This is a genomic window from Actinosynnema sp. NPDC050436 (assembly GCF_040655415.1).
Classification (GTDB): domain Bacteria; phylum Actinomycetota; class Actinomycetes; order Mycobacteriales; family Pseudonocardiaceae; genus Actinosynnema.
In genome coordinates this window covers 71,097-93,295 of sequence record NZ_JBFAJV010000009.1, presented here as the reverse complement: position 1 = coordinate 93,295, position 22,199 = coordinate 71,097, and the positions used below count along the sequence as shown (strand labels likewise).

Below are 22,199 nucleotides of genomic sequence, written 5' to 3'. Positions count from 1 at the left end.
AGAATCATTGATCGGACGGCGCGGGTGGTCGCGGTCCGGCCCGGTTGCCGCTCAGTGGCAACCGGGGCTGTGCGCGAGGCGTCCCGTCCCCCACGATGCTCCCCATGCGCACACAGGTCGCCATCGTCGGTGCCGGGCCGGCCGGGTTGTTGTTGTCCCACCTGCTCGCGGAGCGGGGGGTGGACTCCGTGGTCGTGGAGAACCGCTCGCGGGCCTACGTCGAGGCCCGCATCCGGGCCGGCGTGCTGGAGCAGGGCACGGTGGACCTGCTCGTCGCCGCCGGCCTCGGCGACCGGCTGAAGGAGCACGGGCTGCGCCACGACGGCATCCACCTCCAGTGGCCGGGCGAGCGGCACCGGATCGACTTCCACGCGCTGACCGGGCGGTCGGTGTGGGTCTACGGGCAGACCGAGGTGGTGAAGGACCTGCTCGGGGCGCGCGGCGACGACGTGTGGTTCGAGGTCTCCGACACCGCGCTGCACGACGTGGGCACCGACCGGCCGAAGGTGTCCTTCGTGGACGGCACCGGGGCCGCGCGGGTGGTGGAGGCCGACGTCGTGGTGGGCGCGGACGGCTTCCACGGGGTCAGCCGCCCGACCGTCCCGGCGGGGCGGACGTGGGAGCGCGACTACCCGTACGCGTGGCTGGGCATCCTCGCCGAGGTGCCGCCGTCGACCGACGAGCTGATCTACGCGTGGCACCCGCGCGGGTTCGCCATGCACAGCATGAGGTCGCCGGCGCTGAGCCGGCTCTACCTCCAGGTGGACCCGGGCGAGCGCGTCGAGGACTGGTCGGACGACCGGGTCTGGGACGAGCTGGGCGTCCGGCTGGGCCTGGACGGGTGGGCGCTCGCCACCGGACCGGTGGTGGACAAGGGCATCACGCCGATGCGCAGCTTCGTCAGCACGCCGATGCGGCACGGGCGGCTGTTCCTGGTCGGCGACGCGGCGCACATCGTGCCGCCGACCGGCGCGAAGGGACTCAACCTGGCGGTGGCGGACGTCGCGGTGCTCACCGAGGCGCTGGGCGCGTTCTTCGCGGAGGGGCGCACGGACCTGCTGGACGGCTACGAGGAGCGGGCGCTGCGCCGGGTCTGGCGGTGCACGCACTTCTCGTGGTGGATGACCTCGATGCTGCACACCTCGGGCGACGACCTGGACCACCAGTTGCAGCTCGCCCAGCTGAGCTACGTCTGCTCCTCGGAGGCCGCCGCGACCAGCCTCGCGGAGAACTACGTGGGCCTGCCCCACGACACCGGCCGCTCCCCCGCGCGCTGACCCCACCGCCGGCCCGGCCGGTCATCCCCCGGGTCGGTCCAGCGGGGTCACCGTGCCGCGCGTGCCGTCCACCCGGACGCGGTCGCCGGTGCGCAGGCGGGTGGTGGCGTTGCCGCAGCCGACGACGGCCGGGATGCCCAGTTCGCGGGCCGCGATCGCGGCGTGCGAGAGCGGTGCGCCGGTGTCGGTGACCACGGCCGCCGCGCGCCGACGCCGTCGACCACGCCGGCCGAGCCGGGGAAGCCGGTGACCCCGTCGGGGGGCGGTGCGGCGGCGACCAGCCGGCGTCACGCCCGTTCCCGCGCGTCCGCCCGGCCCGCCGGCAGCACCTCCGGGTTGGTGCCGGGTTCGGCGAGCCTGCTGTCCAGCCAGGTCGGGTCCTCGGCGGGCCGGGGCACCGACACCCCGAACTCGTCGCCGAACCGGTGGCCCCAGTCGCGCCGTGCGTTCCGGTGAGCAGGGCGGTGGCGTCCTCCTCCCCCATCAGGCGGTCGAGGGTGCGGCGCAGCGCGGCGTTCACGCCCATGCCGATGCGCGCGCCGGCGTCGTACACCCGGATCTCGTCGTGCAGGAGGCGTTCGACCTCGGCCATCCGGGTCTGCAGGTCCTCGGCACGGCCCGGCGCGGCGGCGAACAGGTCTCCGCGCCGCTGGACCGCGCCGTTGGGCACGACGTACGAGTCGAGTGCGACCTCGCCGCCGACCAGCGCCTCTCCCCAGGCCGGGGGTGGCGTTCACCACGGACGGGTCGCCAACGCCGGGTCGGCGACGCCGTTGTGGGCGCGGTCGGTCCACCGCGACGCCCGCAGCGCCGCACCGCGTCGGGCACGTCCGGCAGCGCGGCCCGGTTCGCGGAGGTCCCGTGGCGGACGCACCGGAGGGGTGCCCGGCGCGCGGGGGTGGTCCCGCGCGCCGGGGGTGGTCACAGGCCGGCGGTGAACAGCAGGCGGTTGACCGTGCCGCCGGTCGCGCCGCCGCTGACCACGTTCGGCGTGGCGTTGGCGTTGAGCCAGTTGTGCACGGTCGCCGCCGGCTGGTCGCCGTGGCGGGACTTGTAGAGCGCGGCGACGCCCGCGACGTGCGGGGTGGCCATCGAGGTGCCGCTCATCGAGCCGCTGCCGCCGGTCCGGAGGGTGGAGACGATCGCGCCGCCGGGTGCGTAGAGGTCGACGCAGGAACCGGTGCTGGAGAACGACGAGCGGGCGTCGGTGCGCTCCGAGGAGGCGACGACGCTGGCGGTCTCCACCTTGCGCGGCAGCCGGTCGCAGGAGTTGCCGCCGGTGTTGCCCGCCGAGGTGGCCAGGAAGACGCCGGAGGAGATCATGTTCCGGATCGCGGTCTCCAGGCTGGCGGTGGCCGGGTAGTTCCAGGAGGTGTTGGCCACGGCGGGCTTCTGGGCGTTGCGGGTGACCCACTCGACCGCGCCGATCGCGGCGCTCGTGGTGGTGCTGCCGGCGCAGTTCATCATCTTCACGCCGTGCAGCCGCACGCCCTTGGCGACGCCGTAGGTGGCGGAGCCGATGGTGCCGGCGACGTGCGTGCCGTGGCCCTGGCAGTCGGTGTTGTTCGTGTCGATGGCGTTGTGGTCGAAGGTGGCCCGGCCGCCGAAGTCGGCGTGGCCGGGGGTTATGCCGGTGTCGATGATGTAGGCGTGCACGCCCGCGCCGGTGGCGGTGTAGGTGAAGCTCTTGGACAGCGGCAGGTTCTTCTGGTCGACGCGGTCGGTGCCCCACGACGGCGGGTTGGCCTGGGTGGTGTCGAGGGCGTCGGTGACGAGCATGTCCTGCTCGATGACCCGCACGGACGGGTCGCGGCTGAGCGCGCGGAGCTGGGCCGGGGTCAGCGTGGCGGAGAACCCGGTGAAGGCGGACTCGTAGACCCGGGTGGGGGTGACGCCGGCGGCGGCAGCGGCGGTGCCGGCGCTGCGGGCGTGCCGGTCGAGGGTGACGATGTAGCTGCCCGGGACGGGGGTGGCGGTCGCGGTGGCCGCCGGGGTGACGATCAGCGCCTGGTGCGGCGCGGCGGAGGCGACGCCCGCCGCGAGCCCGGCCGTCGTGGTGACGGCGGCGAGCACGGCGAGGGTCGAGGTGAAAGGACGCACGGTCGGCTCCTTCGGCGAACTCCGACCGAGTGCGCCCCGACGCAGGGTTGACGGGGCCGACAGTCACTCGATCGGGTTCACCCAGCAGCCTGACCAGCGGCTATGTCACGGTCAACGGGGGTCGGCCGATCGGCCGCCCGGTTCGTCACGCTCAGTGGACAAAACCGGCAACGGGCAAGGGCCGGACCCGTCTTGTGGCGGCGCGGCGGCGGCCGTCCGGGTCATGGCCACGCCGACCAGGACTACCGCCATCCCGGCGACGACCCGGGGCGTGAGGGGTTCGCCGAGCACGAGCGCGCCCAGCCCGACCGACACCACGGGCAGCAAGTAGCCGACGGTGGCGGCGCTGGTGGCGCCCTCGTCCTCGATGATCCGGTAGTTGAGGACGAAGGTGAACCCGGTGCCGAAGATGCCGAGGACGACGACCGCGACCACCGCCGTGGTGTTCGGGTGGGCGGGTCCGGACAGCGGCAGGCCGAGCGCGCCGAGTCCGGTGGCGGCGGCGAGCTGGGCGGCGGAGATCGCCATCGGCCCGGCCCGGCCGACCAGCGTGCGGCCCATGTAGGCGAACGCGACCGCGTAGCTGGCCGCCGCGCCGAGCAGGGCGAGCGCGCCCCAGCTCGCCAGGCCGTCGTGCTCCCAGGGCGCGAAGATCACCGCGACGCCGGCGAAGCCGAGGACGAGCCCGCCGACGCGGGCCGGGGTGAGCCGGCGCTCGGTGCCCAGGGCGACGCCGATGAGCAGCGCCCACAGCGGGGTGGTGGCGTTGAGCACCCCGGCGGTGCCGGAGTCCACGCTCTGCTGGCCGATGCCGAACAGCACGAACGGCAGGGCGTTGCAGAAGAAGGCCGCGACGACCAGGTGTCCCCAGGTCACCCGGTCGCGCGGCAGCTTCTGCCGGCCGAGGCCGGCGAGCACGAGCAGCACGGCGGTGCCGAGCGCGCAGCGGATCACGGTGATCTGGACGGGTGTCAGGCCGGTGAGGGCCAGCTCGATCCACAGGAAGACCGAGCCCCACAGCAGGGCCAGGGTTCCCATCCGCAGCACGGAGCGGTTCAGCACCACCTCACCGTGCCGCACGGGTCCTGTTATGAAAAGTGAAGGCTTTTTCCGGTGGGTTAAGCTCGTCTTCATGGTCGAGGACGTGCGGATCGTGTCGTTGCTGCCCGCCGCCACGGACCTGGTGGCGGAACTGGGGTTCGCGGGCTCGCTGGTCGGGCGCACCCACGAGTGCGACTGGCCGTCGTCGGTGGCGTCGGTGCCGGTGGTCACCTCGACCGGGATCGACCAGGATCGGTTGGGCAGCCGGGAGATCTCCGACGTGGTGCGCGGCGCGTCGGCGCACCGGGGGTCCTCGCTCTACGGCCTGGACGAGGTGCTGCTCGCGCGGCTCGCGCCGGACCTGGTGCTCACCCAGGACCTGTGCGAGGTGTGCGCGGTGTCCTACCGCCGGGTGTCGGAGGCGGTCCGCGTGCTCGACGCCGGGCCGCGCGTGCTGAGCCTGGAACCGTCCACCGTGGACGAGGTGCTGGACTGCCTGCGGCGGCTGGGCGACGTGCTGGGCGTGCCGGAAGTCGCGGCCCGCCGCGAGGCCGCGCTGCGCCGGAGGTGGGCGGCGGTGGCCCGGGCGGTCGCCGGGCGGCCCCGGCCGCGCGTGGTGGCGGTCGAGTGGCTGGACCCGGTGTGGCCGGCCGGGCACTGGGTCCCCGAGCAGGTCGCGTGCGCCGGCGGGGAGCCGCTGCTCGCCGCGCCCGGCGAGCACACCTCGGCGGTGGACTGGCGGGCGGTGGTCGACGCGCGGCCGGACGTGGTGCTGGTGCTGCCGTGCGGTTTCCCGCCGGACCGCACCGAGGCGGAGCTGCCCGTGCTGACCTCCCGGCCCGGCTGGGCCGGGCTGGGCGCGCGGACGTGGGTGCTCGACGGGCCGTCGTACTTCAACCGGCCCGGCCCCCGGGTGGTGCGCGGCGCGGAGGTGCTGGCGCACGTGCTGCACGGGGTGCGGGTCGGCCGGCCGGTGGGCCGCTCCGAGGCCCGCCGGGTCGCCTGAGCGGCGACGCCCCGGGGACCGTGGTGGCGGCCCCCGGGGTACCGGGTCAGCGGGTGTGGACCATCAGCGCTTCCACGCCGTGCACGATGGACGCCGTGCGGAACGACGGCCGCTCGTCGGCGAAGCGCAGGTCCGGGAACCGGCGCAGCAGCGCGGGGTAGGCGGCGCGCAGCTCCATCCGGGCCAGCTCCGCCCCGACGCAGCGGTGCGCCCCGTAGCCGAACGCCAGGTGCGTGGACACCTTGCGGGCGGCGTCGAAGTCCATCCGGTCCAGGCCCTCGCGGTTGGCGGCGCTGAGCGAGACCGCCAGCACGTCGCCCTCCTTGATCTCGGTGTCGGCGATCACCAGGTCGCGCTTGGCGAACCGGGGGAACGCCACCTGCACCACGCTCAGGTGCCGCAGCAGCTCCTCCACCAGCGGCCCGACCGCCTGGTCGTCGTCGCGCATCGCGGCCCGCGCGGCGGGGTCGCTCATCAGCACGATCGCGCCCAGCGCCAACATGCTCGCGGTGGTGTCGAACCCGCCGGTCAGCACGCCGTCGGCGAGGCCGGCCAGCTCGGCGTCGGTGACGGCGTCGCCGTGCTCGCGGATGATCATGCCGATCAGGCCGTCGCCGGGGTCGCGGCGCTCCCGGCGGACGATCTTCTCCATGTACTTGAGCGACTCGGAGATCGCGCCCAGCGCCGAGTTCGCGCCGCCGAACAGGTCGAACCGCGCGGCGGCCAGCTCCTGGAAGCGGTCGCGGTCGTCGTAGGGCACGCCGAGCAGCTCGCAGATCGTCAGCGACGGGATCGGCAGCGCGAACTCCTGCACCAGGTCGACCGGCCCGTCCACGGCGGCCATCGCGTCCAGCCGCTCGGTGACGATCTCGTCGATCCTCGGCACCAGCCGGGACAGCCGGCGCATGGTGAACTCGGGCGTGAGCAGCTTGCGCAGGCGGGTGTGGTCGGGCGGGTCGGCGAAGCCGAGCCCGCCGGGGGTCTGCTCGATGCCGACCGCCGCGCCGAGCCGCGCGTAGTCATTGCTGAACGCATCTGTGTCGGAAAGCACTTTCTTCGCCTCGGGCTGACCCGTGACCAACCACACTCGCACGCCGAACGGCACCGGCAGCCGGTGGATCGGTCCGGTCTCCCTCATCCGCTCCAGCTCGACGCCCGGCTCCACCCCGTCCCGCTTCAGCGGGACCAGCGCACGGTCCGGGAGCAGCGACAACGCGCGCGAACCGATCCTTCCCATGAGCCACCGCGTGACCGAACGCCGTGCGACCCACGCCACCAAGCCGTCGCGCACCGACGCCAGAGTCGCCATTCCACACCCCTCTTCCCCAGGTTGATTCGACCGACGGTAACCGTACGTACGAGTGAGCAGCATCGCGCCACAGGCGGATTGACACGCCGGGCCGGGTGAGGCGACGATCGGCAGCCGCGCCCGAATCGGGGGAAGCCGGTCGGAATCCGGCGCTGACCCGCAACGGTAGGCCCCTCCCGGGGCGAGCCCGACCACCCGACGCGCGGCACGCTCCCCACACCCGTCAAGGTCAACGGGCCGGAGCCCGGGGGACGTCGGTGCCGGCCGTCCCGGGTCCGCCTCGCGGCCCGCGACCCGAGAGGCCCGCCATGCCGTCGAGACGGACCGCCGTCGTCGCCGCCGCCGCGCTGTCCGCGCTGCTGCTGGCACCCGCCGCCCACGCCGCCCCGGTGACCGCGAAGTCCCCGGCCGAAGCCGCGGCGGGCTGGCTGTCGCGCCAGCTCGTGGACGGTGAGCGGTTCGAGACCGCAGTGGGCGCCGACGTCTTCCCCGACCAGGGCCTGACCATCGACGCCCTGCTCGCGTTCGACGCGGCCGGCGTGGCGCAGGACAGCGCCGGCAAGGCTTACGCCTGGTTGACCGCGCCGGCCACGGTGGCGTCCTACACCTCCGACGCCGAGGGCGCGCGGTACGCAGGCGCGCACGCCAAGCTGGCGCTCGCGGTCCTCGCCCAGGGCGGCGACCCGACCGGTGTCGGCGGCGTCGACCTGATCGCCGGGCTGACCGCCCTCCAGGCCGAGTCGGGGCGGTTCTCCGACAAGTCCAAGTGGGGCGACTACAGCAACACCTTCAGCCAGTCGCTGGCGGTGATCACGCTGGCCCGGCACGGCGAGGCACCCGCGAAGGCCGTCGAGTTCCTGCTCGGCACCGCGTGCCCGGACGGCGGGTTCCCGCTCGACATCGGCAAGCCCACCTGCACCTCCCAGGCCGACGCCACCGGGCTGGCCGTGCAGGCGCTGATCGCCGCCGGGCAGACCGCGCAGGCCGACGCCGGGCTGAAGTGGTTGCGCGACAAGCAGTTCGCCAACGGCGGCTTCCCCGACCACACCCAGCCCGACCAGCTCGACGTCGCCAACGCCAACAGCACCGGCCTGGCCGCGCAGGGGCTGCGCGCCGGGGGCCGCACCGTCGAGGCCGACAAGGCAGTCGCCTTCCTCCAGACCCTCCAGGTCGGCTGCGGGGACGCCACGGCGGGCGCGATCGCCAAGGACGCCAAGGGTTTCCAGGCCGGCAACGCGGTGCGCGCCACCGCGCAGGCCGTGCTCGGCCTGGCCGGGACCGGGCTCGCCGAGATCTCCTCGACCGGCGACCGGCCCGCCGCGCCCGTGCTGGACTGCCCCGAGCCGACCACGACCACGCCCGCGCCGCCCGCCGAGGAACCCCCCGCCCAGCCCGCGCCGGTCGAGGAGCCGCCCACGACCCCGGCCGCCGGTGTCACCGTGACCGGCGCGGGCCCGCTGGCCCGCACCGGCGTGGAGCCCGCCCCGGCGCTGGGGCTGGGCGCGCTGCTCGTCCTGGCCGGCGCGCTGGTGCTCGTGGCGGCACGGCGGAGGGACCCGGCACCGGCCGGCCGGTCCACGTCGTGAGGGTCGCCGCGCTGCTCGCCGCCGCCGTCGTCCTCGGCCCGCTCGGCCTGCTCGCCGCCGCGCCCGCGCGGGCCGCCGACTGCTCCGGCGTGACGGTGGTCGTGGACTTCCGCGCGCTGGGCGGCGGGGTGCGCACCGGGTGCGCGCCCGGCGACCCCGCGAGCGGGCTGGCCGCGCTCGGTGCGGCCGGGTTCGGCTTCCGCTCCGCGAGCCGCTCGGCCGGGTTCGTGTGCCGGATCGACGACCTGCCCGCGTCCGACCCGTGCGTGAACGCCGCCCCCACCGACGCCTACTGGTCGTACTGGGGCGGCACGCCCGGCGGGTCGTGGACCTACCGCGACACCGGCGCGGCGGGCCACGACCCCGCGCCCGGCGACGTGGAGGGCTGGGCGTTCGGCGCGGGCACCCGTCCGGGCATCGCCCCGCCCGCACCGGCCCGGCCCGAACCGCCCGCTCCCCGACCGGAACCGCCACCGGGCGGCCCCGTGACCCCCGTGCAGCCCCCGCCCGCGCAGCCGGGCCGGCCCGGCACGGCGCAGCCCGACCCGACCACGACCGGCGAGCCCGCGCCGGCCACCGGCACCACCACGCCGGCCGCGACCGGCACGACGGCCCCGTCGTCCGGGTCACCGTCCGCCCCGCCGTCGTCGGCCGGGCCGACCTCGACCGACCCCACCCCGGTGGCCGAGCGGACCCCGACCTCGGGCGGCACCACCGGGCTCGTGGTCGGCGTCGCGGTGATCGCCGTGCTCGCGGGCCTCGGCCTGTGGACGGCCCGCCGCCGCCGGGCCGGGTGAGCGCGGCGGTGAGCCGGGCCCCGCACCCCGGGGCGTGGTGGCTGTGGGCGGTGGCGCTGGCCACCGTCGCGGGGCGCACCACCAACCCCGTGCTGCTCGGCCTGGTGATCGCCGTGGCCGGGCTGGTCGCGGTCACCTGCCGGGACGACACCCCGTGGGCGGACTCCTACGGCGTGTTCCTCAAGTTCGGGCTCGTCGTGCTCGGCGTCCGGGTGCTGTTCCACGTCGTGCTCGGCGGCGTCGGCGGGCCCACCACGCTGGTCGCGCTGCCCGAGGTGCCGCTGCCCGACTGGGCGCGCGGCATCCGGCTCGGCGGGCCGGTGTCGGCCGAGGGCCTGGTGTTCGCGCTGTGCCAGGGGCTCCAGCTCGCCACCCTGCTGTGCTGCGTCGGCGCGGCCAACGCCCTGGCCAACGCCAAGCGCCTGCTGCGCACCCTGCCCGCCGCCCTCTACGAGGTCAGCGTGGCGGTCGTGGTCGCCATGACCGTCGCGCCGCAACTCGTCGCGTCGGCCCGGTCCGTGCGCCGGGCGCGTGCTCTGCGCGGTGACGCCCCGCGCGGCGTGCGGGCGGTGAAGGTGCTGATGGCCCCGGTGCTGGAGGACGCGTTCGACCGGTCGCTGGTGCTGGCCGCCGCGATGGACTCGCGCGGCTACGGGCGCAACGCCGGCCTGCCCGCGCCCGCCCGCGCGCTGACCGGCGCGCTCGTCCTCGGCGGCCTGGCCGGGTTGTGCGTGGGCGCGTACGGCCTGCTCGACAGCACCGCGCCGGCGCTGGTCGGCGTGCCGGTGCTGGTGCTCGGCGCGGCCCTCGCCGTCGCCGGGCTGTGGACCGGCTCCCGCCGGGTCCGGCGCAGCCGCTACCGGCCCGACACGTGGGGGCCGCGCGAGCTGCTCATCATCGCCTCCGGCGCGGTCGCCGCCCTGGCCACCCTGGTCGCCCCCGCCCACCTCGGCGGCGCCGCGCTGGTCCCGAGCACGGTCCCGCTGGAGGTCCCGACCCTGCCCCTGCTGCCCGCCCTGGGCCTGCTGTGCGCGCTCGCGCCCGTGCTCACCGTCCGACGGAAGACACCATGATCCGGTTCGAGAACGTCACCGCCACCTACCCGGACGCGCCCGCGCCCACCCTGTCCGGGGTGGACCTGCACGTCCCGGAAGGGGAGCTGTGCCTGGTCGTCGGCCGCACCGGGGCGGGCAAGTCCACGCTCCTGCGCGCGGTCAACGGCCTGGTCCCGCACTTCACCGGCGGCACCCTGACCGGCCGCGTGCTGGTCGACGGCCGGGACACCCGCACGCACCCGCCGCGCGAGCTGGCCGACGTCGTCGGCCTGGTCACCCAGGACCCGCAGGCCGGGTTCGTCACCGACTCCGTCGAGGACGAGCTCGCCTACTCGATGGAGTCCCTCGGCCTGCCCAACGCCGTGATGCGCAAGCGCGTCGAGGAGACCCTCGACCTGCTCGGCCTCGCCGACCTGCGCGACCGCCCGCTGGCCACGCTCTCCGGCGGCCAGCAGCAGCGGGTCGCCGTCGGCGCGGCCCTCACCGCCCACCCGCGCGTGCTGGTGCTGGACGAGCCGACCTCCGCGCTGGACCCCGGCGCGGCCGAGGACGTGCTCGCCGCCCTGCACCGGCTCGTGCACGACCTCGGCATGACCGTGCTGATCGCCGAACACCGGCTGGAGCGCGTCGCCCAGTACGCCGACCGGGTCGTGTGGCTGCCCGGCGACGGGCCGCCGGTCGCGGGCGACCCCGGCACGGTGCTGGCCGACGCGCCCGTCGCACCGCCGGTGGTCCGGCTCGCGCAGCTCGCGGGCTGGCGGCCGGTGCCGGTGTCCATCCGCGACGCCCGCCGGCTCGCCGCGCCCCTGCGCGACCGGCTCGGCAACCCCGACCCCGACCCCGCGCCCGCCGCCGCGCCCGCCGCCGCGTCCGGCCCCGAGCTGCTCGACGCCCGGGACGTGCGGGTGCGCTACGGCGGCGTCGAGGCGGTGCGCGGCGTCGGCCTGCGCGTGCACGCCGGCGAGCGCGTCGCCGTGATGGGCCGCAACGGCAGCGGCAAGTCCAGCCTGCTGTGGGCGGTGCAGGGCACCGGCAAGCGCGCCGGCGGCACCGTCGCCGTCGAGGGCGTCGACCCGGCCGCCCTCAAGCCCGCGCCGCGCCGCCGGGTCGTCGGCCTCGTCCCCCAGCAGCCCGCCGACCTGCTCTACCTGCACACCGTCACGGCCGAGTGCGAGCAGGCCGACCGCGAGTCCGACCGCCCCGCCGGCACCTGCCGGGCCCTGCTCGACCGGTTCGCACCCGGCATCCCCGGCAGCCGGCACCCCCGCGACCTGTCCGAGGGCCAGCGCCTGGCGCTGGTGCTCGCCGTCGCGCTCACCCCGAGGCCGCGCGCGGTCCTGCTGGACGAGCCCACGCGCGGCCTCGACTACCCCGCGAAGACGCGGCTGGCCGAGGCGCTGCGCGCGCTGGCCGACGACGGCCACGCCGTCGTGCTGGCCACCCACGACGTCGAGTTCGTCGCCGAGTACGCCACCCGCGTGGTCGTGCTGGCCGACGGCGAGGTCGTCGCGGACGGGCCCACCCGCGAGGTGGTCACCGCCTCCCCCACGTTCTCCCCGCAGGTGGCCAAGGTGCTCGGCCCGTGGCTCACGGTCGCCGACGTCGCCACCGCGCTGGCCCGCCGATGACGACGGCCGTCCGCCTCCGCCCCCGCGCCACCCTGGCCCTGGCCGCCTCGGGCGTGGTCGGCGTCGCGGCGTTCGGCTGGCCGCTGATCGTGGACCCGGACGCCGGCGTCGCGCACGGCACCGACGCGCCGTGGACGTTCGCGCTGCTGCTGCCGCTCGTGCTCGCCGTGGTGCTGGCCGAGATCGGCGAGGGCGGCCTGGACGCCAAGGCGATCGCCGTGCTCGGCGTGCTGTCCGCCCTCGGCGCGGCCATCCGCCCGCTGGGCGCGGGCACGGCGGGCGTCGAGACGGTGTTCTTCCTGCTCGTGCTCGGCGGCCGGGTGTTCGGGCCGGGGTTCGGTTTCGTGCTGGGCAACACGATGCTGTTCGCGTCGGCGCTGCTCACCGGCGGCATCGGCCCGTGGCTGCCCTACCAGATGCTCGCCGCCGCCTGGGTGGCGCTGGGCGCGGGCCTGCTCCCCCGCCTCACCGGCCGCGCGGAACTGGCCCTGCTGGCCGGGTACGCGGCGGTCGCGTCGCTGGTCTACGGCCTGCTGCTGAACCTGTCGTTCTGGCCGTTCGCGCTGTCGGCGGGCAGCACCGGCCTGTCGTTCCAGCCCGGCGGCCCGGTCGTGGACAACCTGGTGCGGCTGGTCGCGTTCAGCCTCGCCACCTCGCTGGGCTGGGACATCGGCCGGGCGGTCACCACCACGGTGCTGGTCGTGGTGACCGGCCCGGTCCTGCTGCGCACCCTGCGCCGGGCCGCCCGCAGAGCGGCCTTCGCCACCGGGGAACCCCACCGCTGACGGGGGTCCCGACGTCGGTGCCGGTGCGCTCCGCCGGTCAGCCGAGGACGAACGGGAGCTGCCCGGCAATCCCGCCGAGCGCGCCCACCTCCGCGTCGGTCGGCGCGCGGCGACCGGTGCCGACCAGCAGCGCGTCCGCGTCGGACAGCGCCGGCGGGAACACGACCCCCGCGACCCGTTCCAGGGCGGTCCGGGCGGCGGCGAGCACCTCGGCGGACGGCCCGGCGGCGGACGGGCGGTGCGCGACCAGGTCGAGGTGGTGCAACACCCACTCCAGGACGTAGGCGGACAGGTAGTCGCCGACGGTCAGCACCATGTCCTGGGTGGCGACCAGGGTGACCGGGTCCGCCAGCCGCGCCGCGCGCCCGGCGGCCGAGCCCACGTCGTCCAGGTGGAACTTCAGCAACCCCGGCTCCCCGTAGGCCGCCGCGAGCCGGGGGATCAGCGCGTCCAGCGGGTCGTCGCCGGTCGGCGGGTCGACCAGCTTCCAGTAGGTGCCCGCGTGCGCGGTCGGGTCGCCTTCGGCGGGGGTGGCGAGCGTGATCAGCACGTCCTGGGCGTCGATCACGAGGTGGCACACCAGGTCGCGGACCAGCCACCCGGCGCACCCGGACGCCACCGCGAAGTCCTCGTCCGGGGTGGCGGCCACCGCCGCCAGCAACGCCGTCCACGAGCGCGAGAAGAGATCCACCCCGGCACGGTATTGGCGGACCGGGAGCGCCGACAACCGGATTCGCCCGGCGTCGTGGCGTCCTGGTGTCGCGGCGCTGCTGGTGCCGCGGTGCTGCTGGTGCTGCCGGGCTTACGGGCGGGGCAGCAGGGCGGCCACCTCCGCCAGCGCGTCGAGCACCTCCGCCGCGACCACGCCGTCGACCTGCTCGGCCTCCGCGACCACCACCGTGGAGCCGTCCCGGTCCGACCCGTAGTTGTGGCCGGAGAACGCCACGTCGGCCAGGCCCAGCAGCGCGCCGCCCAGCGGTCGCACGTCCCCGCTGCCGTGGTCGTCGATCACCGCCTTGAACCCCACCGCGTCACCCCGCGTGGCGAGACCGACCCACGCCACCGACACCACGGCCGTGTTGCCCGCGCCGTCCCCCACGGCGAACAGCATCCGGTCCAACGACGTGCAGCGTGCCCTCTGGAAGTACTCGCGGACGCGCCCGAACGACGACGCCACGCACTCCCCCTGCTGCTTGGCGGTCTGCCGGAGGCCCTTCATGCCCAACCGCTGCCACGCGCCCTCCGCGTCGCCCTTGCGCGCGACCTGCTTGCTCTCGGCCTTGCGCGCGGACACCGAGCGCGCGCCGGGGCTGCTGCCGACGCCGGGTGAGCCCGCCCCGCCGGCGGCCACCTCCCCCGCGCCCAGCCCGCCCGCGCCACCGGCACCGACCGCGCCCAGCGCGAGCACACCCGCCAGCACCACCGCTCCCCCGCCACCCCGGCCCTTGCTGCTGCCACCGCCCGCGCCGCCGATGCGCCGACCGTCCGAACCCGGCATCTCCACTCCTCCCCTGGATGGGTCAGGTGTAGCAACCGGAGCAGCCGACTTCTCCGTCGAATGGCGGATTCGGCGGGTACGACCAGACACAGTCGACCTGTGTGCGCGAGGCGGTACGACGCCTACCTCACCGAGGCGAAACAGCGCTGCCGGCCACCCGGCGGACCGACCGGGCCGCCAGCAAGGTGCAGGCAATACCGGCTGCGCACGCGAGCACGGTGGGAACCGCGCCCAGCCGCCACCCACCCGCCACGGCCGCGAACACCGGCGGGCCGAGGAAGCTGCAGACGTTACCGGTCTGCGCGAACGCGCCGTGGGCGAGCGCGGCCATCCGGTCGTTGGCCACCAACGGGATCGTGGCGAACGTCGCGTCCTGCACGCAGCCGTCGAACAGGAACAGCGCGATGCTCGCCGCGAGCAGGCTGCCCGCGCCCAGCACCCCGGTGAACAGCACCACGCCGGCGTCGCCGAGCACCTCGCGCGTGTAGGTCAGGTAGGCGTTGAACAGCAGGCAGTGCAGGCCGAACCCGGACGCCGCCAGGATGATCGGGGCGTTGCGGTAGAGCGCGCCGTGGTCCCGGACCAGGCTGCGCAGCAGCGGTGCCCGGGTGGGCGGCGGCTCCAGGGTCTGGCCGCGCGCCAACCGGTTCAGCCGGGGCGCGGTCACCAGCGCGGTCCCCAGCAGCAGGGCAGCGTGGCCCCAGAACAGCGACTGCCTGCCCCACGCGGACAGCAGCGCCGGGGCGACCGCGTCGGTGAGGGCGAACCCGACCGCGAAGAAGCTGCCCCACAGCGTCATCACCGCCGTGCGGTCGGCCGGTCGCGCCAGCACGCCCATCAGGCTCGGCGCGGCCACCACGATCACCAGGTGGGACACGCCCTCCACGAAGCGCAGCCCGAGGAACACCCCGGTGCCGGGCAGCAGCGGGATCAGCGCCGAGGTCACCGCGCCCACCACGAGCGCGAAGACCAGCAGCCCGCGCCGGCCCCAGTTGTCCACCAGGGTTCCGGCGGCGACGCCGAGCACGATGCCGATCACCGCCACCAGCGACACCGCCAGGCCGCCCGCGACTGGGGACAGGCCGAACCGCGCGGAGATCTCCGGCAGCGCGGGCGCGATCTTGGCGAAGTGCATCGCCGAGGCGATGCCCGCCACGAACAACCCGGTGATCGTCACCCACGCCGTGCTGGTCCGCGCACCGCCCTACACGCCGTCGCCGTCGGTCCCGCCCACTCGTCCCCCTCGCCGCGCGTTCCCGGCCGTCAGATGATCGCCGGGTCCCTCAACGGATCTTCGCAGGCGTCGCACACCGCCACCTGCTCCTGGGCGCTCACCACGTAGTGCAGCATGATCTTGGGCAACGTCGGGTCGTCCGGCGACCCGACCTGCGGCTCGATGGTGAACTGGTCGACCGAGTCCAGCCGCGAGTCGCCGCCCCGCCGCACGAACAGCCGCCTCGGCAGCGAGTGGCCGACGTTGTGGCCGTCCGGATCGGTGTCGCTGTGCGTGGTGCCGCCCAGGCCGCGCCGGGCCAGCGCGGTCAGCGCCTCGGCGGGCAGCTCGCCCGCCGTCAGGTCCGGCCGGACCACCGAGGCGATCTCCCGGCACACGTCGGCCGCCTGCCGGAAGTGGTCGAGCAGCCGCTGCTCCCGGCCCAGGTAGACCGTGGTGGCGAAATCACCCGGCAGCCCCGTCCTGCGGTGCACGTTGGAGGCGTACCCGAGCACGATCCCGTCGACCGGGTCGAGCGTGGCCCGCGACACGAAGCTCTCCCCGTCGCGGAACGTGCGGAAGTTGACCCGCGACGGGTCGGCGGCGGTGGCGAACAGCACCGCCATCCCCATCAGCGGCGGCGGGTACCAGCCGTCCCAGGTCATCTCGCCGGATTCGACGACCACCCGGTGCCAGTGGTCCCGGAACCCGACCTCGGTGACGTTCCCGCGCTCCCGCAGTTCGCGCAGCGTGCGAATGAACGCCTCCGCCACGACCATCCGGCCGCGCCCCCGTTCGCAGGGCGCGTTGAACAAGCCTCACCATGGGCGGTGGACAAGGTTTTCCCCCTGATTCGACTACCGGTGCAGGGACGGCCGCCGTCAGGGAACGGCGACCAGGTCGAGCGCGAGCCGGTAAGCGGCGAGCAGCGAGTTGCCCCGGTATTCGACGGCGCTCAGGCCGGCGATCGACGGGATGCCGTTCACCGTGTGGGTCAGCTCGCGGAACAGCGGGACGTCGCTGCCCGAGTCGCCGAACGCGACCGTGTCGCGGAAGTCCAGCCCGTGCCGCGCGCACAGCTCACGGGCGATGGCCGGCTTGGAGTCCGGGGTGAGCACGCGGGATCACGCCCCACACCAGGTGGATGGCGTGGGTGAAGCCCAGCGTGTCGAGCGAACCCTCGGCGAACCCGGGTACCTGCGGGAATACCCCCGGCACAACTGTGAAAGCCGTTGTTTCGCGCCGATTGGGCCGAACGAGGTGAGGAGCACCCCTCAAATCCCCGTCCGACCGCGCCCCGGCAATTGCCCCACAAAACACCGAGCGGCCGGAGGTATCAAGCACAACCGCAGCCCAAGGGGTTCACCGCACCGCTCCGGTACCGGACAGGCGGAGCGGCCCCGGCCGCTCCGCCGTGATGACGGTGCGTCACACCGCACGCCGCCGAGCGGGCACCAGCAACGCCAGGCCCAGCACCGACATCGCCAGCCCGATCGCGTACGCGCTGCGGTACCCGAACACCTGGGCCAACGCGAGCAGCGGACCCGCCATCATCGCGCTTACCTTCGCCGTGCCGGTGAACAACGTCGTCGCGTAGCCCGGCCGATCCGGGACCAGGTCCTGGAAGTACGAGATCCCCACGCCCATCACCGCCGCGATCACCACCGCGTGCAACGCCTGCGCCGCCGCCACCTGCCAGGTCGCGGTCGTCGCCAGCATCACCCCGTAGTACGCCAACGCCACCACGCCCCCGACCAGCACCAGCCGCCGGTAGTCGATCCGCATCGCCAACGCCCCGAACCCCAGCATCAACGGGATCTCCAGCGCCGCGCACAGCCCCAGCACCAGACCGGCGTCCGCCGTCGTCCCGTGCAGCACATCGGTGAGGTACAAGGGCAACGCGTACACCCCCACCGCCGTCGCACCCTGCAACAGCGTGAACGCCGCAGTCGCCAGCACGACCTCCCGCCGCAGCTCCGAACCCGGCACCGGCGGCCCCTCCGCGCCACTGCCCAACTCCGGCAGTGCCAACCCCGTCACCACCGCCGCCACCAGGTACACCACCGCCGACACGGCGAACAGCCCGATGAACCCGCTCGCGTCGATCAGCAGCGCCGCCACCGGCGGACCCGCCACCCACGACACCGACACCATCGTCCGCACCGCGCTGATCGCCAACGGCGCACGCGCCGAACCCGACCGCTCCAACGACTGCCTGGCGTAGGCGAACATCTGCGGCATCAGGCAGGACGCCACCGCCGACAACGACATCGCCACCACCAGCAGCAGCCAGTAGTTCCGCAGCACCGCGAACAGCCCGAACGACACCCCGCCCGCTACCGACGCCCACACCATCAGGTTGCGCCGCACCGCCCTGCCGTCCGACCAGCGGCCGAGCACCGTGCTCACCGCCAGCGCCGCCAACGACATCGCCAGCAGGAAAGCGCCCACCGCGAACGGGCCCGCCGCCAACTCCTTGATGAGGAACAACGACATGAACGGACCGGCCAGCGCGTAGCCGACACCGGTCAGCAGGCTCACCGACAGCAAGGGCAGCAACGAGCCGGAGCGGGGCGGGACAAGGGTTTCCGTCACAGGGACCACACCGCTGATCCTCCCCAGCCGGCCCCACCGCGACGAAATGCATTCCCGCCCAATGGACCGTGAGCGCCGTCACCCCGGCCGGACGGTGCGTCCGTTTGGGCGCACGCGGTGTCGGGTAAAGCACACGCGTGAACCACCGAAGCCCCGATCCCGACGACCGAGTGGACCCAGTGGAGGTCGAATCCAAGCTCCGCCTGGCCGTTGCCCGCCTGCGCGAGCGCCTCACCGCCGCGCGCAACCACGGCCACTTCGAGATCCTGCGCAGAACGCGCGGCACCCGCCTCGAAGGCCCTCGCCTCGACGGCCCTCGACGTCGACCGGCGGGGCACGACGACCAGTGAGCCGGCCGCACCGCCGGACGGGCGAGTGCTTGGCGTGCAGTACGGGCCGACGTTCGTCACTGGGCCGGTCGGTACCGTCACGGAGGGTCCGCGCGGTGGAGTGCAGCAGGCGTCCCTTCGGCCGGAGCAACACCGGCCCGAGACCTCGGCGGAAGGCGCCGGCCCCTGACGGTGATGGCACTGCCCCGCCGCCGCGTCGACACGAGACCCGGCACACGCCGCCTTCGCCGGCGGCAACGGCAGGATCCACTTCACCGAGTCCGGCCAGATCCGGGCCTCCGACCCGGACGGCTCCGACGCCGTCCTGCTCACCAGCGGCAACACCGGCCAATCCCCGCATCAGCCCGGACGGCCGGACCGTGGCGTTCATGCAGGACGTGGCCGGCGACACCCAGATCTACACCACACCAACGGCACCAACCCGGTCTCCCCGGGCATGTCCGGGGTGAACGCCTCGTGGTCCCCGGACGGCACAGGATCGCCTTCAGCTCCCAGGGCACGGGCCTGGTGCTCATGAACCCCGACGGCACGGGCAGGACCGTCATCCGCACCATCGGAGTCCCCACCGACTAGGCCCCGGTCCCGGAGGCGGACCTGATGCTGTCGGTGACCGACTCCGCCGATCCCGTTCCGCTGGGCGGGGCCGCCCCCACCTACACCGTGGCCGTGGCCAACCTCGGTCCCGGCTGCGCCACCGGGGTGCCGGTGTCGACCACCCTGTCGGGCAGCCTTGGCACCGACACCTGCACCACCATCGGCTGTTGATTCTCAGGCTCTGCTGCGGGCGGGGCGGACGCGCATTCGATCGCCCGCAGCGGAGGACGCCGACCGCGCACGAGAGTGACTTTTATTCCACACTGAAATCATTAAGGGAATAAAATTAACGGGCGCGGGCGACCAGCACCGCCATGTCCAGGGGCAGCGGTCGGCTCTCCACCAGTTCGAAACCGCAGCCCCGCAACAGCTCCCGGTACTCCCCGAGCGTCCGCTCGCGCCCGTGCACGTTGTTCACCATCATGTGCACGTCCCACGCCAGCGGCAGCGGTTCGAGGTGTGCTTCGGGGATCGGTCGTTCCACCACCACCAACTGCGCCCCGGGCTGCGCGGCCCGGCGGATGTTGTCCAGGATCACCGCGCACCGCTCGTCGTCCCAGTCGTGCAGGATCCGCGACAGCAGGTACACCGCACCGCCCGCCGGCACCGGGTCGGCGAAGAAGTCACCCGCCGCCAGCTCGACGCGCTCCCCGCAGCCGTAGCCGGCGAGCACCTCGCGGGCGGCGCCCATCACGTGCGGGCGGTCGAACAGCACGCCGCGCAGCCCCGGCACCGCTTGCAGCACGAACCCGAGCAGGTGCCCGTCACCGCCCGCCACGTCCACCACGGTCCCCTCGGCGGGCAGCTCCAGGGCGGCGGGCACGATCTTGAGGAAGCTGGTCGCCGCCGCCATCGCGCTCTCGAACAGCCGGGCGTCCGCCGGGTGCACGGCGAAGTGGTCGAACGGGTCCGCGCCGAACACGTGCGTGAACGCGGACTCCCCCGTCCGCACGGTGTGCTCCAGCGCGCCGAACGACCGGTAGAACAGCCCGCCGTACAGCCGGGCCAGGTCGCGCTGCGACCCCTCCACGTCACTGCGCAGCAACGCGCCCAGCGGCGTCAGGGACCACGAGTCACCGTCCACGTCGAACACCCCGAGCGAGGCCAGGAACCGCAGCACCCGCCGCAGGTTGTCGGGCACCGAACCGGTCCGGGCCGCCAGGTCGGCCGTGGTGCGCGGCCCGTCCGCCAGCAGGTCCGCCACACCCAGCTCCGCCGCGACCGCGAGCGCCCGGGTCCGCCACGCGCCGCTCATCAGGTGCAGCATGTCGCGCCGGGCCTGGTCGGGACGGCCGGAGTGGCGCAGCAGCAACGGATCGCACTGCCCCGGCACGGTCAGCTCCATCCGGCGCTCACCCCGGAAGTGCAGGACCGTCACGTCCTCGTGCTTGTCGTACCCGCCGCCGTCGGCGAGCAGGCCCGCGTCGAGCAGCGACTCGTACACGCCGCGCAGCAGCACCTCGTCGTCGCCGACCGGGCGGAACACCAGGGACGGTTCATCCCCCTCCCCCGGCACACCGCCGCACAGCACGGAGATCTCCAGCCCGCGCCCACCGCAGCCGACCTCGCCGCGCACCACCCGCACGTCCACGTCGTCGCGTCCCGGCCGGTCGCGCACGGCACCGGGCGGTTGCTCGCACGGCGTCACGCCCAGTGCCACCAGGTCCGCCACGACGTCCTCCGGCGTCGGCGCGGACACGCGTAACGCGGCGTGCGTGAAGTCGAGGTGCCGGGCCAGGTCCGTGCCGGGCAGCACGGCGTCCAGCGCGTCGCCGGTGGTCGTGCCCCGCACGAACTGCGCGGCGTCCGCGATCCGCCGGAGGTCGCGCTCCCCCAACGTGAACCGTGTTCCGATGTCCGAAGTGGACATGTTCGTCCTTCCCCCAGCCGTGGTCGGGTCCCCGCCCGGAGCGGACGGGGACCTCGGTGCGTTCGGTGGATCCGACCCCGGACCCGCGCCGGGTCGGGGTCAGCGTACGAGGCCGCCGGACGTGGCGGGGGCCCGATCCCCGCGCTCCACGTCGCACCAGCGCAGCAGCCCGGCGATGCGCGGTTGGCCGTCGTGCCGCCACTCCATGCCGGCCCGGCCCATGGCGCCCGGCTCGGTCAGCCGGCTCGCGCCGAGGCGGGCCAGCTCACCGGCGGCCCGGTGGAACTCGTCGCCCACCGCGCCCAGCCCGACGGTCTGGAAGTGCCGGGCGTACGGGCGCATCAGGTCCACCGCCGCGTCCACGTCCGGCACCGCGACGATCCGCGCCACCCGGTTGCCCGCGCCGCTGAGCGGCAGCAGCGCGTCGTCCAGCACGACCGTCCACTCCAGACCGTCCGAGGCCCACACCTCGCCGGAGGCCGAACTCGCCGCGCGCCACTCGGCGACGAGCCTGCGGTGCTGGAGCACGGTCGCGTCGTGGTCGCCCACCACGCCCGGCGGGCAGTCCGCCGCCGCGTGCCGCATCGCGTGCGCGACGTGCTCGGCGACCGCGCGGGCGTGCTGCCGCGCCACCAGGTACACCTGCGGGGACAGGCAGGCGTGCTGGTCGAAGTCGCTGCAGTCCGCCGCGATCCGCCGGGCCACCTCCACCGGGCCGTGCAGCCGGAAGTACTCGTCGCCGATCACGCCGAACGACAGCTTGTGGCCGTGCTCCTCGTAGAGCTGGTGCGGCGCGACCTTGGCGCGGATCGCCGCGCACGCCGGGTCGCTGCCGTAGGCGATCACGGCGTCGGCCTGCTCCAGGGCGGCGGTCATCACGGCGGCGTCGTCACGGGCCCAGTAGGTCGCCACCACCGCGTCGGCCACGACCGGCTCCACGTCGTGCAGGGTGCGCAGGAACGCGGCGGTGAAGTTCGGCTCCTTCGCCGGGACCTTGGCGATCACCGCCGCCTTCACCAGCAGCGCCCGCACCAGCGACCGCGCGGGCAGGCCGGGCACGTTGCCGGAGAACACCGCGAGCACCACCCGGGGCCCCACGGCGGTGGTGCCGCCCCGGAAGCCGTCGAGCACCTCGGGGTCGCCCAGCTCCCGCGCCAGTGCGGCGAGCAGCGACGGCGCGCGGAGGGTGCCCAGCTCGGCGTCCAGCGCGCGGTCGACGGTCTCGGTGGACATCCCGGTCACCAGGGCGGCCGAGGCGACGGCCGCGCGGCGCTCCGGGAAGTCGCGGTCGGCCCAGCGCCGCGCCGCCGCGTCGACCACCTCGACGACCCGGCGCACCGGCAGCTCGCGCAGCCGCTCGTGCGCCCGGCGCAGGTCGGCGCCGACGGAGGTCCAGTCGGCGGGGCGCAGACCGTGCCACGCGTGCGGGCCGGAGGTGAGCGTGAAGGGCACGGTCGCACCCGTCACGTGGTCGGGGATCCAGGACGCGCTCATC

General features: G+C 74.9%; 21 protein-coding genes and 1 riboswitch. Of the genes, 9 read left to right on the top strand and 12 right to left on the bottom strand.

From position 1 onward, the window contains the following. Positions 1–104: 104 nt before the first annotated feature. Positions 105–1,277, top strand: a complete 1,173-nt coding sequence (locus AB0I60_RS22000; protein WP_360732461.1) for a 4-hydroxybenzoate 3-monooxygenase — start codon at positions 105–107, stop codon at positions 1,275–1,277. A gap of 21 nt (positions 1,278–1,298) precedes the next feature. On the opposite strand, the gene AB0I60_RS21995 is transcribed toward AB0I60_RS22000, so the two are convergent. From AB0I60_RS21995 to AB0I60_RS21985, 3 genes are all read right to left on the bottom strand, one after another. Continuing rightward, complete coding sequence (locus AB0I60_RS21995) at positions 1,299–1,472, bottom strand: PEP-utilizing enzyme (RefSeq protein WP_360732459.1); 174 nt, start codon at positions 1,470–1,472, stop codon at positions 1,299–1,301. Between the two features lie 726 nt (positions 1,473–2,198). Beyond that, positions 2,199–3,377, bottom strand: coding sequence for a S8 family peptidase (locus tag AB0I60_RS21990; RefSeq protein ID WP_360732457.1), 1,179 nt, complete (start codon positions 3,375–3,377; stop codon positions 2,199–2,201). Between the two features lie 111 nt (positions 3,378–3,488). Next, positions 3,489–4,415: a DMT family transporter gene (locus AB0I60_RS21985; RefSeq protein WP_360732854.1), complete on the bottom strand. Its 927-nt coding sequence runs from the start codon at positions 4,413–4,415 to the stop codon at positions 3,489–3,491. Positions 4,416–4,509: 94 nt separating this feature from the next. Between AB0I60_RS21985 and AB0I60_RS21980 the strand changes: the two genes are divergently transcribed. Beyond that, positions 4,510–5,424, top strand: coding sequence for an ABC transporter substrate-binding protein (locus AB0I60_RS21980; protein ID WP_360732456.1), 915 nt, complete (start codon positions 4,510–4,512; stop codon positions 5,422–5,424). A gap of 46 nt (positions 5,425–5,470) precedes the next feature. Here AB0I60_RS21980 and AB0I60_RS21975 read toward each other — a convergent pair whose 3' ends face one another. Beyond that, on the bottom strand, positions 5,471–6,733 hold the full coding sequence (locus AB0I60_RS21975) for a cytochrome P450 (protein WP_360732455.1): 1,263 nt from the start codon (positions 6,731–6,733) through the stop codon (positions 5,471–5,473). Between the two features lie 128 nt (positions 6,734–6,861). Next, positions 6,862–6,930, top strand: a riboswitch (cobalamin riboswitch). Positions 6,931–7,041: 111 nt separating this feature from the next. Between AB0I60_RS21975 and AB0I60_RS21970 the strand changes: the two genes are divergently transcribed. Genes AB0I60_RS21970 through AB0I60_RS21950 form a run of 5 tightly spaced genes read left to right on the top strand, consistent with a single transcriptional unit; the run spans position 7,042 to position 12,584 of the window. Continuing rightward, positions 7,042–8,319, top strand: a complete 1,278-nt coding sequence (locus AB0I60_RS21970; protein WP_360732453.1) for a peptidase — start codon at positions 7,042–7,044, stop codon at positions 8,317–8,319. After that, positions 8,316–9,116: a hypothetical protein gene (locus AB0I60_RS21965; protein ID WP_360732451.1), complete on the top strand. Its 801-nt coding sequence runs from the start codon at positions 8,316–8,318 to the stop codon at positions 9,114–9,116. The genes AB0I60_RS21970 and AB0I60_RS21965 overlap by 4 nt, the downstream gene beginning before the upstream one ends. A gap of 8 nt (positions 9,117–9,124) precedes the next feature. Then, complete coding sequence (locus AB0I60_RS21960; protein WP_360732449.1) at positions 9,125–10,189, top strand: CbiQ family ECF transporter T component; 1,065 nt, start codon at positions 9,125–9,127, stop codon at positions 10,187–10,189. Continuing rightward, complete coding sequence (locus tag AB0I60_RS21955) at positions 10,186–11,799, top strand: ATP-binding cassette domain-containing protein (protein ID WP_360732447.1); 1,614 nt, start codon at positions 10,186–10,188, stop codon at positions 11,797–11,799. The genes AB0I60_RS21960 and AB0I60_RS21955 overlap by 4 nt, the downstream gene beginning before the upstream one ends. After that, on the top strand, positions 11,796–12,584 hold the full coding sequence (locus tag AB0I60_RS21950; protein WP_360732445.1) for an ECF transporter S component: 789 nt from the start codon (positions 11,796–11,798) through the stop codon (positions 12,582–12,584). The genes AB0I60_RS21955 and AB0I60_RS21950 overlap by 4 nt, the downstream gene beginning before the upstream one ends. Before the next feature lie 37 nt (positions 12,585–12,621). Here AB0I60_RS21950 and AB0I60_RS21945 read toward each other — a convergent pair whose 3' ends face one another. The 6 genes from AB0I60_RS21945 to AB0I60_RS21920 form a co-directional block, all read right to left on the bottom strand. Next, positions 12,622–13,275 carry a maleylpyruvate isomerase N-terminal domain-containing protein gene (locus AB0I60_RS21945; protein ID WP_360732443.1) on the bottom strand — a complete coding sequence of 218 codons (654 nt, stop codon included), beginning with the start codon at positions 13,273–13,275 and terminating at the stop codon, positions 12,622–12,624. Positions 13,276–13,386: 111 nt separating this feature from the next. After that, positions 13,387–14,082, bottom strand: a complete 696-nt coding sequence (locus tag AB0I60_RS21940) for a hypothetical protein (RefSeq protein ID WP_360732442.1) — start codon at positions 14,080–14,082, stop codon at positions 13,387–13,389. Between the two features lie 127 nt (positions 14,083–14,209). Next, a complete protein-coding gene (locus tag AB0I60_RS21935; RefSeq protein ID WP_360732440.1) occupies positions 14,210–15,259 on the bottom strand; it encodes an MFS transporter in 1,050 nt (349 codons plus the stop codon). Between the two features lie 86 nt (positions 15,260–15,345). Continuing rightward, positions 15,346–16,110, bottom strand: coding sequence for a M24 family metallopeptidase (locus AB0I60_RS21930; RefSeq protein WP_360732439.1), 765 nt, complete (start codon positions 16,108–16,110; stop codon positions 15,346–15,348). Positions 16,111–16,176: 66 nt separating this feature from the next. Next, complete coding sequence (locus AB0I60_RS21925; RefSeq protein ID WP_360732438.1) at positions 16,177–16,413, bottom strand: hypothetical protein; 237 nt, start codon at positions 16,411–16,413, stop codon at positions 16,177–16,179. A 310-nt stretch (positions 16,414–16,723) separates the two neighbouring features. Continuing rightward, positions 16,724–17,890, bottom strand: a complete 1,167-nt coding sequence (locus AB0I60_RS21920; protein WP_360732436.1) for a sugar efflux transporter — start codon at positions 17,888–17,890, stop codon at positions 16,724–16,726. Between the two features lie 179 nt (positions 17,891–18,069). On the opposite strand from AB0I60_RS21920, the gene AB0I60_RS21915 reads away from it, so the two are divergent. Together AB0I60_RS21915 and AB0I60_RS21910 are read left to right on the top strand one after the other, a co-directional pair. Beyond that, complete coding sequence (locus tag AB0I60_RS21915) at positions 18,070–18,240, top strand: hypothetical protein (protein ID WP_360732434.1); 171 nt, start codon at positions 18,070–18,072, stop codon at positions 18,238–18,240. Positions 18,241–18,837: 597 nt separating this feature from the next. Then, the gene (locus tag AB0I60_RS21910; RefSeq protein ID WP_360732433.1) at positions 18,838–19,005 is read left to right on the top strand and encodes a hypothetical protein; all 168 of its coding nucleotides are present in this window, start codon (positions 18,838–18,840) and stop codon (positions 19,003–19,005) included. A gap of 115 nt (positions 19,006–19,120) precedes the next feature. Here AB0I60_RS21910 and AB0I60_RS21905 read toward each other — a convergent pair whose 3' ends face one another. Then, complete coding sequence (locus AB0I60_RS21905) at positions 19,121–20,704, bottom strand: methyltransferase (RefSeq protein ID WP_360732431.1); 1,584 nt, start codon at positions 20,702–20,704, stop codon at positions 19,121–19,123. A gap of 99 nt (positions 20,705–20,803) precedes the next feature. Then, positions 20,804–22,198: an acyl-CoA reductase gene (locus AB0I60_RS21900; protein ID WP_360732429.1), complete on the bottom strand. Its 1,395-nt coding sequence runs from the start codon at positions 22,196–22,198 to the stop codon at positions 20,804–20,806. Position 22,199: the final 1 nt, after the last annotated feature.